Annotated in this window: 9 protein-coding genes; 5 read left to right on the top strand and 4 right to left on the bottom strand. The window is 70.1% G+C overall.

Annotated features, from left to right (window positions below; translation table 11 throughout):
* Positions 1–77: 77 nt before the first annotated feature.
* The 3 genes from ACQP2F_RS04810 to ACQP2F_RS04800 all read left to right on the top strand — a co-directional run bounded on the left by ACQP2F_RS04810 (position 78) and on the right by ACQP2F_RS04800 (position 7040).
* Complete coding sequence (locus ACQP2F_RS04810; protein ID WP_433307347.1) at positions 78–2774, top strand: MGH1-like glycoside hydrolase domain-containing protein; 2697 nt, start codon at positions 78–80, stop codon at positions 2772–2774.
* A 52-nt stretch (positions 2775–2826) separates the two neighbouring features.
* Positions 2827–5583 carry an ATP-binding protein gene (locus tag ACQP2F_RS04805; protein WP_433300990.1) on the top strand — a complete coding sequence of 919 codons (2757 nt, stop codon included), beginning with the start codon at positions 2827–2829 and terminating at the stop codon, positions 5581–5583.
* 92 nt (positions 5584–5675) lie between these two features.
* On the top strand, positions 5676–7040 hold the full coding sequence (locus tag ACQP2F_RS04800; RefSeq protein WP_433300988.1) for an alpha/beta hydrolase: 1365 nt from the start codon (positions 5676–5678) through the stop codon (positions 7038–7040).
* Here ACQP2F_RS04800 and ACQP2F_RS04795 read toward each other — a convergent pair whose 3' ends face one another.
* Entirely contained in the window at positions 7041–8252 is a 1212-nt protein-coding gene (locus ACQP2F_RS04795) for a monooxygenase (protein ID WP_433300986.1), read from the bottom strand.
* A 118-nt stretch (positions 8253–8370) separates the two neighbouring features.
* Positions 8371–9090, bottom strand: coding sequence for a spermidine synthase (locus ACQP2F_RS04790; protein ID WP_433300984.1), 720 nt, complete (start codon positions 9088–9090; stop codon positions 8371–8373).
* Positions 9091–9390: 300 nt separating this feature from the next.
* Between ACQP2F_RS04790 and ACQP2F_RS04785 the strand changes: the two genes are divergently transcribed.
* Positions 9391–10557: an FIST signal transduction protein gene (locus tag ACQP2F_RS04785; protein WP_433300982.1), complete on the top strand. Its 1167-nt coding sequence runs from the start codon at positions 9391–9393 to the stop codon at positions 10555–10557.
* Positions 10558–10563: 6 nt separating this feature from the next.
* Positions 10564–12780, top strand: coding sequence for a putative bifunctional diguanylate cyclase/phosphodiesterase (locus ACQP2F_RS04780; protein WP_433300980.1), 2217 nt, complete (start codon positions 10564–10566; stop codon positions 12778–12780).
* Between the two features lie 856 nt (positions 12781–13636).
* Here ACQP2F_RS04780 and ACQP2F_RS04775 read toward each other — a convergent pair.
* Both ACQP2F_RS04775 and ACQP2F_RS04770 read right to left on the bottom strand, forming a co-directional pair.
* The gene (locus ACQP2F_RS04775) at positions 13637–14926 is read right to left on the bottom strand and encodes a DUF2399 domain-containing protein (protein WP_433300979.1); all 1290 of its coding nucleotides are present in this window, start codon (positions 14924–14926) and stop codon (positions 13637–13639) included.
* Entirely contained in the window at positions 14923–18009 is a 3087-nt protein-coding gene (locus tag ACQP2F_RS04770; protein ID WP_433300977.1) for a hypothetical protein, read from the bottom strand. The genes ACQP2F_RS04775 and ACQP2F_RS04770 overlap by 4 nt, the downstream gene beginning before the upstream one ends.
* Positions 18010–18011 lie beyond the last annotated feature (2 nt).

Below are 18011 nucleotides of genomic sequence, written 5' to 3'. Positions count from 1 at the left end.
ACCCCGTGCAGATGAGCCGATCGAGAATCGAGGGATGCCACGTTGTGGGCATCCAGCGACGAAAGGCCGTGACTTCGATGGGTGCCGAGCGCGAGCGGGTGGCAGGTTTCGGGCGGCTCGAGGAGGGCCTCAGCCAGGCCGGCGAGTGGTATCGATGGGGACCGTACGTCAGCGAACGACAATGGGGCACGGTCCGCGAGGACTACAGCGAGGGCGGGGACGCCTGGGACTCGTTCCCGCACGACCACGCGCGGTCCCGGGCGTACCGCTGGGGTGAGGACGGCCTGGCCGGATTCTGCGACATCGAGCAGCGGCTGTGCCTTTCGCTCGCGCTCTGGAACGGGCGCGACCCGATCCTGAAGGAGCGCGCCTTCGGCCTCACCGGGACGCAGGGCAACCACGGCGAGGACGTCAAGGAGTACTGGTGGTACCAGGACGCGGTGCCGAGCCACGCGTGGAACCTCTGGCGGTACCACTATCCGCAGGCCGAGTTCCCGTACCAGGACCTGATCGACGAGAACGGCCGGCGCAGCCGATTCGACCCCGAGTACGAGTTGCTCGACACCGGCGTGTTCGACGGCGACCGGTACTGGCAGGTCGAGGTCCGGTACGCCAAGCGGAACGCCGACGACCTGCTCATGGCGATCTCGGTGACCAACGCCGGCCCGGAGACCGAGACGCTGCACGTGCTGCCGACCGCCTGGTTCCGCAACACCTGGAGCTGGGAGATCGACGGCGCGCGTCCGGCGATGACGGCGTCCGGTGACGCGTCGGTACGCATCGAGCACCCCACCCTCGGCCTGCTCGAGCTCACCGCGGACGCGGGCCCGGACGGAACGGCGCCGACGACGCTGTTCTGCGAGAGCGAGACGAACATGGGCCGCCTCTACGGCGTACCGGGAACCACGGAGTATCCCAAGGACGGCATAAACGATCACGTGGTCAACGGCGCCACCACCGTCAATCCCGACCGCACCGGCACCAAATGCTCGTTCTGGTATCGGGTCACGGTCTCCCCCGGCGAGACGGCCGTCCTCCGGGTGCGGCTGCGACCGGCGACGACGGCGGCACCTGCTTTCGGGCCGGAGTACGACCACGTGCTCGACCTGCGGCGGGCCGAGGCGGACGAGTTCTACGCCGAGCTGACGCCCTCGAAGGCGAGCGCCGACGAGGCGATGGTGATGCGCCAGGCGTTCGCCGGGATGCTGTGGAGCAAGCAGCTGTTCTACTACGACGTGAACCGCTGGCTCGCCGGGGACCCGGCCGAGCCGGTGCCGCCGGCGGCCCGGCTGACCGGACGCAACTCCCGATGGCGCAACTTCAACGCGTTCGACATCATGTCGATGCCGGACAAGTGGGAGTATCCCTGGTTCGCGGCCTGGGATCTGGCCTTCCACTGTGTCGCGCTGGCCCACGTGGACCCGGCGTTCGCCAAGTACCAGCTGATCCTGCTGTGCCGGGAATGGTTCCAGCATCCCAACGGGGCGCTGCCCGCGTACGAATGGGATTTCGGTGATGTCAACCCGCCGGTGCAGGCCTGGGCCGCCCTCGAGGTGTTCGCCATCGACGGAGGCCGGGACATCGATTTCCTCAGCCGAGTGTTCGACAAGCTGCTCGTCAACTTCACCTGGTGGGTCAACCGGGAGGACGGCGAGGGCAACAACCTGTTCGAGGGTGGCTTCCTCGGGCTCGACAACATCGGCCCGATCGACCGCTCGCACCTGCCGGTCGGCGGCATCCTCGAGCAGTCGGACGCGACCGGGTGGATGGGGTTCTACGCGGTCGCGATGGGGACCATGGCCGTGGTGCTGAACCGGTCCGGCCGCCGTCCCGGGCAGGATCTCACCCTCAAGTTCCTGGAGCACTTCGCCGCCATCACCGACGCGCTGGACGGCCTCGGACTGTGGGACGAGAGCGACGGGCTCTACTACGACCGTCTCAAGACGGCGAGCGGCGACGTCGTACCGGTGAAGGTGCGGTCGATGGTCGGCATCATTCCCGCCCTGGCGGCGGTGGTCATCGGCGAGGACGATCTGCAGGGCTCGCTGACGGTCGGCAAGCGGTTCGCCGACTTCCTCGCCCGCCACGGCATGACCGACCGGCAGAAGCTCGGCGAGCGCGGCCTGCTGCGGGGCGAGCCCGGCGAGCAACGGCTACTGTTCAGCCTGTGCGGGCCGGACCGGCTGGAGCGCCTGTTCGCCAAGTTGTTCGACGAGGGCGAGTTCCTGTCGCCGCACGGGTTGCGCGCCCTGTCCGCGTACCACCGCGACCATCCGTACCGGCTCGAGATCGAGGGCTTCACGGCCGGCATCGACTACGAACCGGCCGAGTCGACCACGTCGATGTTCGGCGGCAACTCCAACTGGCGCGGGCCGATCTGGTTCCCGCTCAACTACCTGGTGATCAGCGCGCTGGACCGGTATCACCGGTTCTACGGCGACGAGTTCACCATCGAGTACCCGACCGGCTCCGGTCAGCAGCACACCCTGGAGGAGGTCGGCGACGACCTGGCGGACCGGTTGATCTCCATCTTCACGCGGGACGGCAACGGCCGGCGGGCATGCTTCGGCGGCACCGAGCGCATGCAGACCGACCCCGCCTGGCGCGACAACCTGATCTTCAGCGAGTACTTCCACGGCGACAACGGCGCCGCGATCGGCGCCTTCCACCAGACCGGCTGGACCGGCGTCATAGCCGACCTGATCCGCCGCCGGCACGGCGAGGTGGAGGCGGTGGGCGACGTCGTCCGGCGGATCGGCATCCCGGCCGCATGACCGCCGGGTTCGGGCCGGCCGCCACGATCGATGCGCGGCGTATCGTCACCGTGTGCTGCACGGGAGGGACGCCGAGCGGGCCCGTCTGGCCGGTGTCCTGCGCGACGCGCGGGCGGGGCGGGCCCGGACGTTGGTCGTGCACGGGGAGCCGGGCGCCGGGAAGTCCGCCTTGCTCGACGACCTCGTCGCGCAGGCCGGCGACGACGTGTGCGTGCTGCGGACCCAGGGCGTCGAGTCAGAGGCTCCGCTCGCGTTCGCGGCGCTGCACCGGCTGCTGCGCCCGATTCTCGGACTCCTCGACCGGCTCCCGCCGCCACAGGCCCGCTGCCTGCGGGTCGCGTTCGGCCTGGAGTCCGCGCCCGCGGCCACCCTGCAGCCGTTCCTCGTGGCGCTCGGCACGCTGTCCATGCTGACCGAGGCGGCCGAGGCGGCCGAGGCGGCCGAGGCGGCCGAGGCGACCACGGTGCTGTGCCTGGTAGACGATGCGCAATGGCTGGACCAGGCGACCATCGATGCTCTTCTCGTGGCCGCACGCCGGCTCGACGCCGACCACGTCGCCGTCGTGTTCGGCGCCCGCGACGGCGACGACCGCCGGTTCGCACCCGACGGTGTCCCGAGCATGGCGCTCGCACCGCTGACCGCCGAGGCGGCGCGGGCCGTCGTGACCGCCTCGGCCGGCGGCACAGTGGCCGACGAGGTCGCCGACCAGCTTGTCGCCCAGGCCGCCGGGAACGCGCTGGCCCTCGTGGAGCTGCCCACCACCCTCGACGCCGACCAGCTCCGCGGCGCCGCGCCCCTGCCGGCCCAGCCGCACCTGACGGCCGGAATGGAACGGGTCTTCCTCGACCGGTGCCGGCGGCTCCCCGCCTCGGTGCAGACGCTGTTGCTCGTCGCGGCGGCCGACGACTCCGGCCGGGTGTCGGTCGTTCGTCGCGCCGCGGCCCGGCTGGGGGCGGACGAACGGGCCATCGACGCCGCGGAGCGCTCCGGCTTGGTCGTGGTCGAGGATGGTCGCGTACGGGTGCGACATCCGCTTGTCCGCTCCGCCGTCTACCAGGCGGCCACCAGCGGCGAGCGACGCCAGGCACACCGGGCGATCGCCGACGTCCTCGATCCCGAATTCGAGCCCGATCGGCACGCGTGGCATCGGGCGGCATCGGTCGACGGCCCGGACGCCCTGGTGGTGGCCGCGCTCGACGCGGTTGCCCACCGGGCGGAACAACGCGGCGGGTACGCAGCGGCCGCCGCCGCGCACGCACGGGCGGCCGACCTCACCGAGGGCGAGCCGGCCCGCGCCACCCGTCTGTTCGCCGCCGCCCGCAACGCCTGGGCCGCCGGCCAGGCCCCGCGCGCCCGCACGCTGGTCGCCGCGGCGAGAGAAGGCGCCCGCGACCCGTTGCTGCGGGCGGACATCGAACGGCTCCGAGGTCGCATGGAGGTCAACGTCGGTTCCGCCGTCGACGCCCACCGCACCTTCACCACGACGGCACGCAGCGTGGCGGGCACAGATCCCGCCCGGGCCTTGGAGCTTGCGGTGGCGGCGGCTCTGCTACGCACGTACGGGCCCGACAGCGGGACCACCTACGATGTGCACGCCCTCGCGACCGCCGCTACCACCAGCCAATCCATGCGCGAACGATGCCTGGGGCACCTCCTGCTCGGTCTCACCGCGGCCGCCGCACAGGATTGGCCGGCGGCCAGGGCAGCATGGCGAACCGCTCTGCGGGAAGGCGCCGACCTCGACGACCCGGACGTCCTGGCGCATCTCGGCAACACCGCCCTGCACCTCGGCGACGACGAGGCGCACAGGCGCTGCTTCACCCGGATGCTCACCGGCGCCCGTGATGCCGGTGCGGTCATGCTCGTCCTGTACGCGCTGCCCCGGCTCGGGTTCACCCAGCTCAGCACCGGCCGCTGGACCGATCTGCGCCGGAATGCCGAAGAGGCGATCTCGCTGTGCGCCAGCATCGGGCAGCGGGCGCTCGGGGCCGTTCCGCTCGGCTTGCTGACCGTGCTGGCCGCGGTCCAGGGCCTCCCCGGCGACCAGTTCGACGAACTGCTCACCGGCCTCGACGCCGCGGCCCGGCAACCGCTCGGCGTGCTGGCCGACCCCGTCCATGACCTCGGGCGCTGGGCCCGGGGCACCCGCGCCGCGCACGACGGCGACGCCAAGTCGGCGCTGCACCACTTCGCCGGCATCCGGGTGAGCACCCTCGGCCGCCTCGCCGCGCTGGACCGGATCGAGGCGGCCGTCCACGCCGGAGATCACTCGCAGGCAGCCACCTGGATCGCCGACCTGGACCGGTTCGCCGCCGATGACGGGCCGGCGTGGGCGAAAGCCGTCGCCGACCACAGCCGCGCGCTGCTGTCCGCACCCGCGGACACCGCCGATCTGTTCGAGAGCGCCCTCGCCCACCACGGCGAACGGCACCCCTACGAACAAGCGCGGACCCATCTCGCGTACGGGGAATGGCTGCGCCGGACGCAACGCCGTATCGATTCCCGCACCCACCTGCGCGTCGCTCTCGATGTTTTCGAGGATCTGGGCGCCACTCCCCTCGCCGCCCGCGCCGCCCAGGAACTGCGCGCCTCCGGTGAGACCGCCCGTAAGCGCGACGTGTCCACCGTCCTGCACCTCACGCCCATGGAACGGCAGGTGGCGGAGCTTGCCCGCCAGGGGCTGTCGAACAAGGACATCGCCGCCCAGTGCTGGGTGTCCCACCGGACCGTCGCGTTCCACCTGCGCAACATCTTCGCCAAGGCCGGTGTGGCCTCGCGCGGCGAGCTCGCCCAGCTCGTCCGGTCGTAGAACCCTGGTCACTTGACCGGGGCGACGGCACGCCGCAACCGCGAGCGTGGAGCCGTAAGCATCACCGGCCCACGCCCGAGGAGCCAGCCGTCATGACCAGCCACATCCAGACGTCCCCTACTTCCACGCCCGCCACGGTCACCGGACCACGCCGACGCACCGGGCGGGTCATTGCCGCCTCCCTGGCGACCGGGCTCATCAGCGCGCTGCTGCTGGTCACGGCCCCCTTCGTACCGGCGCAGGAGGACGGCGTCATGGGAGCCGTCCTGATCGGGTTCGCGGTCGGCTGGGCGATGATGGCGGTGCTCACCACCCGGCTCACCGCCGCACCACAACGCTGGGCGATCGCCCCCGCGGTGTTCATGGGCCTCGGCGGCCTCCTGCTCGTGACCTTCGGCCCCGCGGCGCGCACGGTGCTCGACTGGGTGTGGCCCCCGGCCATGCTGGCGCTCACTATCTGGATGATTTTGCGCGTACGCCGGATGCCGAGCCGGGGCGGTCGCCGGCTGCTCTACCCGGTGGTTGTCTTCCTGGCTCTCGCCGCCCTCGGCGCCGGCTACGAGACCGCGGCCGAGGCCGTCGACGCCCGGGCTCAGCTCATGCCCGGGCAACTGGTCGACGTCGGTGGGCATCGCCTGCACCTGAACTGCACCGGCTCGGGAAGCCCGACGGTCGTGCTCGAGCCCGGAGCCGGCGCGATGGCCGCCAACCTCGGGTGGATCACTCCGGCAGTCGCCCGAAGCACCCGCGTCTGCACTTACGACCGTGCCGGTCGCGGCTGGAGCGAGCCGGCGGACGGCCCGCAGGACGGCGTCCAGATCGCCGCTGACCTGCATACGCTGTTGCGTAGCGCCGGCGTCCCCGGACCGTACGTGCTGGCCGGGCACTCCTTCGGTGGTCTCTACGTGCTCGCGTTCGCCGACCGCTACCCCGATGAGGTCGCCGGCATGGTTCTGATCGACTCCACCGCCCCCGCAGCGCCCGGAACCTCGGCCGCCGGCGACCGCCGCGGCGAGCCGGAGGCCGTGCGGCGGATCTCCGCACTGACTTCGGCCGCCGCGCGTTTCGGCGTGGTCCGCGTCTTCACGCAGCTGTCTTACCGAGACATGCCGCCCCGGTCCCGCGACGAGCTTCGCGCCGGCGGCGCGACGGCGAGCACCCTTCGGAGCACCATCGACGAGTACGCGCAAGGCTCGGCGTCGGTGCGGGAAGCCGCCGCGATGCAGGACTTCGGCCAGAAGCCGCTGGTCATCCTGACCGCCGGCGCCGGGCATGACGCCACCTGGGCCACCGCACAGGACCGCCTGGCCCGGCTGTCGACCAACGCCGCCCACCGCATCATCGACGGCGCCGCCCATGAAGACCTCGTCGCCGATCGCCGGTACGCCGCGATCAGCGCCCAGGCCGTCGTGGACGTCGTCACCTCGGTCCGGACCGCGCAGCCTCTGCCCCACTGATCAGGTCTGCGGTGACCAGATCACCAGGCCCAGGCACATCTCGTCGCTGGTGCCGTCGCCCCAGACCACGTAGCGCGGTGGGAGGGTGCGCAGTTGGGGCAGCAGTTTGCGCAGTCCCGCGTCGTGCGTACAGGTCACCCGCAGCGTGTCACCCGGCTTGATCGTCAGCGGTGTCGCCAGCGGGTGGATGGCCTGGTCGTCGAAGTTGTACTGCGGGATGTCGAGCAGGGTCCGGGCGCCCGCGGTGCCGGGGTTGAGCTCTATCTTGATCGAGCGGCCCAGCAGGTGCATATGCCCGGCGACCGCGTAGATGGTGCCGGCTTGCGGGACCGGGCGGTCGCAGTGCTGGGTGGTGCCGGGCGTCGGGGCGCCGTGGTCGCACATCTGCACCAGCCCGTCCTCGGTGGAGCCGACCTCCTCGCCGAAGCGGCGGGTCACGTCGGCGACGGCCTTGTTCCGGTCGCACAGCGGGCCGGACTCGCCGGCCGCACAAGGCAGTTCGATCGGGGCGGGCAGTTGCGCGGTGTCCAGCGGCGCGAGCTTTTTCGAGCCGTCGGTGAGGCGCAGCCGGATGCTGGACTGGTCGGTGCCGGCCGGCTTGCCGCCGCTGGCCAGCAGGTTGTAGTGCACCTGCATGACGAGCAGGCTGCCCGGCGGCATCGGGTAGCCGACGCCGGGGGTCAGCAGCGTCTCGTTGGCGCCGGGTGCCCAATGCGCCACCCAACCCGCGTCGCCGCCGATGCCTGCGTCACCGAAGCAGGTCCACCCCTCGCCCGGGTCGGCGGCGTCGACGGCGCGCGCCTCGGCCGCCTGGCCCGGCTCGACCCGGAAGAAGATCGCGTGGTGCACGATGTTCGTGTTCTGCGGCAGGAACTGGCTTCCGGTCAGGTACGCGTTGGTGGACACCTTCGGGTCGACCAGGAAGCACCGGTATTCGTCGGTGCCACCCTGGGGCGGCACCGGCTCGTACGGTTGCGGCATCTGCAACGTGACGAACCGCTCGCCCGCGCGCAGCGGAACGGCCGCCGGGATCGCCCCCGAACCGTGCTCGTGCCCCGCATGCCCGGCCGCCGCCGAACTGGCACCTCCGCCGGTCGCCGCGCCGCCGGTGGTTCCGCCGCCGGTGGTTCCGCCGCACCCGGCCACGATCATCGCGACCGCCAGGCCGGTCGCGATGATGCCGAGCCGGCGTGTTCTCCGTGTCGTCCGCACTGCAGTTCGCCTCCATCCCCGTAGGCACATCCGTATCGAGCATGGACAAGCCGCCCGTGCGGGTACATCCGGGAAAACCCGGGGAGTGTCCCCTGAATCACGGTTGCTGGTCAGGGAGTCAGCAGGCGACGGTTGCGAGGTAAACGGTGTTGGCGGAGGTGCCACCGGTCAGCGGGTTGGCGAAGGTCACCACGTGGGCGGTTGCCGTGGCGAAACACTCCCGCAGGACGGCCAGGAATGCCTCGTCGGGTGCGTCGTCGGACCACAGTCCGAACGCCCCGCCCGGCTTCAGGAAGCGGCCGAGCCGACGGAGTCCGCTGGTGGTGTAGAGGTCGGCGTGGGTGGGATCCAAGACGTTGACGGGCGAGTGGTCGATGTCCACCAGGATGGCTTCGAAGCGGCGGTCCGGGGCGGCCGGATCGAAACCCGTGCCGTCGCGCAGCAGCGCGAAGAAGTCGCCCTCCACCAAGGTGGTGCGCGGGTCGGTGGTGAGTTCGCGGGACTGCGGGAGCAGCTCACGGCGATGCCAGTCGATCACCGGTGCCAGCGCCTCGACCACGATCAGGGACCGGACCCGGTCATCGGTGAGGGCGGCGCGGGCGGTGTAGCCGAGACCGAGGCCGCCGACGACGACGTCCAGCGGTGCGTCCGGCAACGCCGCCAGCGTGATCCGGGCCAGTTCCTCCTCGGCGACCGTGAACAAGCTGGACATCAGGTACTCGTCGCCGAGCTTGACCTCGTACACCTCGGTCCTGGTGGTGGGCTCGACGCGCCGGCGCAGGCTGATCTCGCCGATGCGCGTGGCGGCCCAGTCCAGTTCGGCGAGTCGCGAATGCATGGGCTTGTCCTTTCGGCGCTGCGGGATCGCGCCGGCGAGAGTGGCCGGATGCCGGGAACGCGACATAGCCGACAATAGTCCTGCGGCTCCTCGTAAAGAGAGCCGGCTCCAGGCGCGACAACATCTGATCACGGACCCGTTGACAGGCCCGGCCGGGTGCGTTTCGATCGAGGACCACTGGAGGACTTCGTCGGCGCGAAAGTTCGCTCTCCTGATGGGCTCGACCGGCTTGGGAGTCGATGGCTGCACGTGGACGACTTTCGCCATGCGTACAAATCTCCGAGCACCCGCTGGTTCGAAGTGGGGGTCAGCTCGGAGCCCGATCCGCACCGTGCCGGCGCGGCGGCGGCTTCTCGCGCGCTCACCGGCCCGGATCCTCGGTTGCTGGTGGTGTTCTGCTCGATCCGGCTGGACCCGCACGCGGTGCTCGCCGGCATCAAGGAGGTGGCCGCCGGGATCCCGCTGATCGGCTGTTCATCCGGCGCCGAGCTGGGTCTCGAGGGACCTGGCACGGGTCAGGTGGCGGTCGCCGCGTTCGGCGGCTCCGGCTTCACCGTACGGACCAGCGCCGCGACCGGAACCAGGACGGCGCCGCGCGAAGGCGGCATCGAGGTGGCCCGCTCGGCCTTCGCCGGGATGGACGGCGCCAACCAGCTGATGCTGCTGCTCACCGACGGCCTGGCCGAGGACCAGGACGACATCATCGGCGGGGTCTACGAGATGCTGGGCGCCGGGGTGGCCCTGGTGGGTGGCGGCGCAGGCACCGCCCTCCTTGCCGACGGAGCCACTGCCGACACCTTCCACCTGTACGACGGCGAGGTTCTGACCGACGCCGTCGTGGGCGCGGCGATCACCTCCGACGGGCCGTTCGGGGTGGCGATGCGGCACGGCTTCCGGGAGGTCGGGGAGCCCATGGTGGTCACCCGCAGCCGCAAGGGCCGCATCTACACCCTCGACGATCGCCCGGCCCTGCGCGCCTATCTGGACCGGCTGGGCGCGCCCGAGGAGGCCTATCACGACCGGAAGGCGTTCGTCGCCTTCTCCCGGCTGCGGCCACTGTGCGTCCTGGGACGCGCGACGGAGGAGGTTCGCTTCATCACCGAGCACGCCGACTTCGATGACGGTTCGCTGGTGTGCGTCGGCGACGTTCCGGAGGGTGGCGTGGTCTGGCCACTGGAATCCGATGCGGACAGCACCATCGCCGTCGTCGACCGCGCCTGGCCGGCCGCCGTCGAGGCGCTGGGCGGCCGGCCGCCGCTGGGTTTCCTGGCCTTCGACTGCGGCATCCGGCAGGACCTCCTGAGCCAGACGCCCACCGGTGACCGGGTGGCCGAGGAGGTCGACCGGATGATTCGCCAGGTGGGCGAGCTGCCGTTCACGGGCTTCTATACATGGGGTGAGATCGCCCGTACCCGCGGCGTCAATGGACTGCACCATCAGTCGCTCGTCGTCCTGGCCATCGGCTGATCGCATATGTACGACATCGCCGCTGCCCTCGTCGTACAGCAACTCGCGGAGTTCCTCGGCGCGCTGTCCGCGGTCTCCGACGTGCCGAACAGCTATCGCATCGCCACGATGCGCGCGGCGCGCGCTCTGGACGCCGAGATGGTCGCGGTGCTGCGCGGCGGCGCGATAGCTGCCGCCGTCGGGTTCCCGGCGGGTCAGGCGCCGGTGCGGGACCTGCTGGCGGTGGTGTCCGGTGAGCAGGCCACGGTGGACGTGCCCGGCTGCGGCCCGTGCCGTGCGATCGTCGCGCCCAGCACCGACGAGCCGGCCGAATACCTGGTGGTGGCGCGCAGCGCTCCCGATGGCTTCACGGTCGAGGAGGTCAGCCTCGTACGCGGCATGGCTCGGGTGTTGGAGTTGCACGTCCACATGGTGCAGAGCCTCGCCGCCGAGCGCCGCCAGGCGGCACGCAACAGCGAACTCGTCGAATCGCTGAGCGAGCGCCAACGCCTGCTGGAACACCTGTCCGGGATCCAGCGTGCCATCGCCCGCCGGGCGCCGCTGGCCCGCGTCCTCGACATGATCGCCGTCGGCGCCCACGAGATGCTCGGCGAGGACGGCGTGGCTCTCTGGCTGCTGGACGACGACGAGCCGGACATGCTGGTGATGGCCTCGGAAATCGGTCTGCCGAAGCAGATCGCCCGGCGACGCCCGGCCATCCTCGACGACGGACTGCCGACCGGCGCGGACCCCGGTGTGGTCAGCTTGGCGGTGCCGGTGCACCAGAGCGGCACGGTCGTCGGCGCCCTCGAGGTGACGGCCTACGGCAGCGGGCGCGAGTACGGGAAGCGGGATGAGGACATCCTGCACGCCTTCGCCGAGCACGCCAGCCTCGCCATCACGGACGCGAAGACCTTCCACGCCCTCAACAAGGCCAGTCACGACCAGGTCACCGGGCTCGTGAGCCGTAGCCCGTTCATGGAACAGCTGCAACGTGGCCTGTCCATCGCCGGCCGTGCGGGCGATCGGCTCGGCCTGTTGTTCGTCGACCTGGACGGATTCAAGCTCGTCAACGATTCGCTGGGCCATGCCGCCGGCGACGCGGTGCTGGCCGAGGTCGCCGCCCGGTTGCGGGCCTGCGTCCGCAGCATCGACACCGTGGCCAGGCTCGGCGGTGACGAGTTCGCCATACTCCTGGCCGGTTTTGAAACCGAGGACGAGGTGATCGCCGTCGCCGACCGGGTTCTCGACCAGATCGGCCGGCCGTTCGACCTGACCGGGCAGGACATCTTCATCGGCGCGAGCGTGGGCGTCACGTTCAGCACGCCCGCCTCGCCGGATGCCGACGCGCTCGTCCGCGACGCCGACCTTGCGATGTACCACGCCAAACGGACCGGCAAGGGCCGGTACGAGGTCTTCCGTTCGGAGATGCAGGAAGCCTTCGAGAAGACCGTGAACCTCGCGACGGACCTTCGCCTGGCGCTGGAACGTGACGAGTTCGTCGTCTACTACCAGCCGATCTGCGCGCTTGCCGACGGCGAGCTGACCGGGCTCGAGGCGCTGGTCCGCTGGCGGCACCCGACGCGCGGGCTGGTCGCTCCGATGGACTTCATCCCGGCGGCCGAGGAAACCGGGCTGATCATCCCGATCGGTCATCGGGTGTTGTACGAGGCCTGCCGCTCGACGTCCGCATGGAACCAGCGGCGGGCACTTGCCGGAATGCCGGAGTTGACGATTCACGTCAACGTCTCGACCCGGCAGCTACGGGACGACACGGCCGGCCTGGTCGCCGAGGTGCTGCGCGAAACGGGGCTGGCGGCGTCCCGGCTGGTCCTGGAGATAACCGAATCGCATCCGGCGCTCGATCTCGCAAAGGTGCGCGAGCAGCTGCTGCGGTTCAAGGACCTGGGTGTCGGGCTCGCCATCGACGATTTCGGAACCGGGTACTCGTCCCTGCTCGCCCTGCGCCAGTTCCCGGTCGACACCATCAAGGTCGACAAGTCGTTCGTCGACGACGTGGACGGGTACGACTCGGACCTCACCCGCGCGATCGTGGGCCTGGGGCTGACGGTGCGGCGGGGCGTGATCGCCGAGGGGGTCGAGTCGGAAAGCCAGCGGGCGGCGTTGCTGGACTATGGATGCCTACTCGGCCAGGGCTACCTTTTCGCCCCGCCGCTGGACCACGCCGCGACGACCGCGCTGGTGTCGGAGGAGCCGGCCGCCCGCGGGCCGGAGCCTATTTAACGTCGGGGACGGCGGACGTGAGGGTGGTCGTGCACCCCCGCTCCGCGTATCGCGGGCAGCTCCCCTGTGTGCCCAACATAGGTCACACAACGCACCTCAACCGGAGGCGAATGATCTCGTTGTGGATCTTCTGGGTGCCCGGGGCGGGTCACGCAAAGCACCTCAACCCAAGGAAGGATTCCACGGCGAGCTGGTTATCACCGAAACGGTCTTGCTTAATTACCAATAGCCGGGCGCCGCGCCTTTGCCCCGATGGCGCCGTACCCTGCATCGTGCCTGCGCGGTCCGCGACCGCAGATCGGACGGCTGCGCCACGGCGGCGCAGCCGTCCCGTCGTCGTTGTCGTAATCGGGCAGCCGGTGGCATGACGAGCGTCGATGATCTGCCCGAGGTCGCCTCCCGACGCCTCGCCGCGGACAGGCGGGGTCACTGTCGACGGCGCCCCGTTCACACCCAGAAAGGTCACCCTGGGCCGAGCGCTCGACGGCCAGGGTGGAGTCGAGTTTAAAACCTGCTCCGGATTAGCGTCGGTAGGGCTCACCCTCGCCGACGAGTTCGTCGATCACGCTGAACGCGTCGTCGACTACGTGGGTCGGGTCGTCCATGTCGTCGATGACGAAGGCTTCGATCGGTTCGTCGTCCAGCAGCTGCGGGTACTTCTCTGGCAGGAATCGGCGCCGGTAGGCAATCTCAGCTGGTCAAGCTCGGTCGGCCCGAACGAAGAAGCTCGCCTTTCGATTCATGACCTTGAGCCGCGCGTACCCTCGGCGCCGATGTCTAATCGCCCTCTGGTGGGGCCCAGGCGACGTCCCGCCGTCGTCGGAGCCACATCTGTGCGGCGGTCGGGATCGGCCGATCACCGGTTCACCGAGCTGAGCGCCTCGCGAAGGGCAGCTCGTGCAGTTGCCTCCTGTTCGATCGGATATCCACGGTCCAGGCAATGCTGGGCAAAGGTCCCGATCTGGTCGGTTCGGGCGGCGAGTTGCTGCAGCCGGACCCGGCTGTGGGTGTTGAAGAGCCGCCCGGCATCGTGCTCAGCAGCACCGACGTCGACGACGTGCACGGCAGTACCTGCCGGCAGTTCGTCATGAATCCGGGCGGCGATGCGTACTCCGCCGAGGTCGGCGTCGGTGCAGATGATCGTGACTGTGGCTTGGTGAGCGGCTTGGACGATGAGGGCAAGTACGGCGTCGGGTGGTTGTCCGTGGCACCAGACGACAGGTTGGGAAGGGCGGATGTCGCAGATGGTCTCAGCAGCCTGCCGGTTCTCGATGACGAGTAAGGACTCGGCATTGTCCGGCAGCTTCAAACGGAGCTGGTGGTGCGGGCTGAGCCGAATGTCGTGCGGGCCCGGCAGGACCGACAGATCGAGGAATCCGCCGGCGGAGTGGAGTTGGATCGGGCCGCCGAGGCCGATGTACGGGCTGCGGGCCAGGCCGAGGGCCGAGAGCGCTTCTGGTTCGAATCCCATGTCGGCGAGCAGATGGTGGACATCGTCGCGAGCTTTGGTGTGTCCGGCGTGGTGCTGCACGAAGGCGCGGACGGAGTCGTGGATCCGGCCGTCGGCGAGATCGAGTGCGGCGTTGATGGCCCAGCCGAGCCGCTCCGGGTTATCGGTTCCGTGCAGCGCCTGAGCCACGCCCGGCCAGTCGTCGACGATCATGGAGGCGAGCTCGACCGCCTGGTTCTGCAGGGCGGTGCGATTGTCGCGGCGCCGGTTGCGGCGTTCGTTCTCGCCCGCAGCCAGGTCGGGGTGTGGGTAAACCCGGCGTGGTGGCTGCACCAGGGAGCTGCCGTTGAGGTTGTGGCCGATCGTGATGCAGCCAGCTTGAGCGAGGGCGACCGCGATCGGGTATGCCTGGTCGCCGAATCGGGCGGCGAAACTGCTCCATGTGTGCTCGGTACGGATGATCCATGCCCAGTCACCGTCGCTGAGCAGACCTGGTGGCCGGGTTGGCGGCAGGTCGGGGTCGGCGCGGCGTAGCCGGGCGTTCCTGGGGCGTGGCCGGTTCCGGCTGTCGCGCGGAAATCGACCGCTGGCCGGAACCGGCGCGTAGGCGGTCAAGCCGGGGTGATCCCGGATCCACGTGAGCGCTATCTCGGTGTCCTGTTCGGGTTCCGGGATGTCCTCGTTGGGGTTCGTCATGTCTCTGGGTCCGGCCGGAAGGACGTCATCCAGTTGGCGAGCAGTTGTACTCGTGCGGCGTCCGCGTCGCTGCCGACGACGACGGGGGCCTGGTTGTACGGCACGATGTCGGAGGGCCGTCGCAGCTTGATGTACAAGCTGGAGGACCCGATCGCGTATCGCTCCATGTCGTCCTGCAGTGCGCCGACGACGCTGATCGCGCGGTCGCGACCGATGTTCTCGAAGAGGGCGACGGCATCGCGACGGTGAGCGGAGCCCAGGTTCCGGCCGAGTTCGTCGAGCACCAGCAGGAGCGGCCGATCGCGGCAGCCGGCGAGTGCGGCGGCGCAGACGAGCTTGACGGCCTTGTCGTCCATCTGGGCGGTGTTGCCGCGGAGCCGGTATGAAGAGGGCGGTTTGCCCTCGCCACGCCGCCACCGCGGCGTGATGCTCCACTGCCAGGCCTTTTGCGGGTCGGCGGGCGCCTCGGGTTCGGGGAAGTCGAGACCGCCGCCATATCCGCCGTACGCCTGGTCGAGCCGATCGAATTCCTCGGAGACCTGCCGCAGCTTCCTCTTGATGGCGGTAGCGGTCGTGGCGCGCAGGGCGTTGGACGCCTTCTTGGCCTCGTCGAGAGCGTCCTGGGCGCCACGCAGGGTGAGGGTCTTGTCGGCCCGCTCGTGGCGTATCTGATCGCTGTTTCGCTGGTCGAGGAGTTCGCGTTCTTCGAGGTATGAGCCGACGATCCGCAGTACCTCGGGGATCAGGCGGATGTACGCGGCGGAACGGCGGTCGCGGCGCTGGTCGTCGACGACCCGTAGTTCCTCTGGCAGGTGCTGCTCGGGCGCGTCGGCGGGAAAACACGTGTGCCGGGTCTCGTCGGTGAGCCGGGCACTCAGGTCGTCCCACTCGGCAGCTGATCTGAGCTGTTCCTGCTCGTCCAGGGTGAGCAGGTGCTGCCGGGCGGTGTCGACGGTGCCGGTCCAGGCAGCCTGCCGACCGGGAAGGTCGAGGGCGGCGCGCTGGTCGGTCAGTGTGTTCCAATCCTTCCGGTTTTGCTCGAGTTCCTTCCTGAGGTTGGTCAGGGTGGCGTTAGCCGCTTCGATCTGTTGATCTCGCGCGACGCGCTCGCCGAGCGCGGCCTCCCAGCCTTCCTTCGCCAGCCGGAGGGGGAGAGCGAGATCTTTCTGCGCCTGCTCGATCTCGGCGTTACGCGTTCGCAGCGCGGAGATCGACGCGTCGACCCGTTCGGCTTCTACCTCGGCCTGTGCCCCGCGGACGTGTCCGGCTGCGCGGTCTCGTGCACGTTTCGCGATCCGGATGCCCTCATCGGCCTCCTTGTCGGCGTCCGTGGCCCTGGCCAGGGTTTCCTGTGCCGCCCGGATCCGGCCCGCCCTGCCGGTGAGGGCGTCGGGAAGGTTGGCGACGCCGTGCACTCCGGCGATCGTGTCGATGTGTTGCTCCACACCGCTGCGCTCACGCAGTGCCGCAAGGAAGCCGTTGACCGTCAGGGCGGTGTCCGTGCTGCTCGGCAGGCCGGCGGTAGCCACCTGACCGGTGCGGTCCGCCTCGACGAGTAGCGATCCCGGCATCGCAGTCAGCAGGGCGACGGCTCGCCCGGCAGCGTGGTGTTCGACTACGACGGCGTGCCGGTAGGGCAGGAGTCTCGGCTCCCAGGTTGCTCGTTGGTCGTCGGTCAACGACACCGCGTCGACGAGCGGGACCGCCGTGATGCCCTCTGTCCGCAACGCGCGTACCTGCTCCACCGCGACGTCCTCGCCGCGTTCCGCGGCTTCCAGCGCCTCGAGCGCCGCCTTACGGGCGTGATCGGTGATGCCCTTGGCGCGCTGCGCCGCTCCGACTCCCTCCTCGGCAACCCGGAGTTCGTCCTCGGCTTCCGCCACAGTGCGTCCATCCGCGCCATCGGCCTGCTCTCGCAGCGTTCTGAGCTGCCCGGAGAGGGTGTCGGCCTTGCCGACGTTGCGGCTGTGCTCGTTGTGCAGGTCGTCCGCGGTGTTCTTGACGTCGTCGTAGGCCTTCACCCGGGCGCGGTAGCTGGCCTCGAATGCCTTGTCGTCGGACAGCCGGGTCACCGCTTGGTCGGCTTGGTCGATGGCCTCGTCCAACTCCCGGCGGTGGCGTTCGTTGTTGTCGAGCGTGGCGGCGATGCTCTCTGCCTCGTCCGTGCCGTCGACGAGGCGTCGGGCGCAGCGGTGGCGCCATGTGTCGCGGGCCTCCGAGAGCAGACTTCGAGCGCGTTCCCTGTCCTCGATGCCTTTCTCGACCACGGCCATACGCTCGTCCCAGAGTTCGAAGTCTTTCTGGGCCTGCTCGGCGGTGGCGGCGTGGTCGTGTTCCTCGGCCCGAGCCTTCTGCTCCTGCTCGATCTCCCGAGTCAGTCCGGTGAGCGCGCCGATCGCGTCGAAGATCCGCTCCGGAGACAGTTCGTTCAGCGGCTGGGCGAGTAGGTTCGCGGTCGGGCTGGCCCGCACCGACGTCGACAGGAACGAGACGCATCGCACCGTGCTTCCGTACAGCGTGCGGGCGAGCCGGTTGGCCCGGATGTCCGTACGCCCGTTGCTCCTTGGCAGCGCGTCCCACAACCGGTCGACGCCGCCGGCCCGCTCATCCTCCGTGTCGCCGTAGGCGACGTGCAGGCGAGACGCCCACCGCAGCTCCAGATGAGGACTCTGCCGGTTGATCCGCAGCCAGACGGTCAGCGCGGACGCGTCCAGGTCGTCGACGGTGTCACTGTCCGGCGGGACGAACACCCCGATGATGTAGCCGCGTTCCGCGTTGGCATGCATCGCCTCCTGGCCGGCGAGTTCGGCGGTGAACAGCAGTTCCGCCGCAGCCTGGGCACCGGATTGCAGCCGCCATTGATCGTCGGCGTGCAGCAGGCTGAGGCCGGCGATGAACGAGGACTTCCCGGCGCCGTTGGAGTCCGAGGGCCCCTGCCCGGCGACAGTGATCAAACCCCGCGCGGTGATCGGGACCGGATGGGTCGACAAGCGCGAGATATTGATCATCTGAATGCCCGCCAGGACGCGGGCCCCGACGAGGTCCTCGACGGGGCCGTCCGAGGACGCGACCGGAGTCGTCAACG

The organism is Actinoplanes sp. CA-030573 (assembly GCF_050951115.1).
Lineage (GTDB): Bacteria > Actinomycetota > Actinomycetes > Mycobacteriales > Micromonosporaceae > Actinoplanes.
Note: the sequence above shows the minus strand (reverse complement) of the source record. Positions and strands in the feature narration are given on the sequence as shown.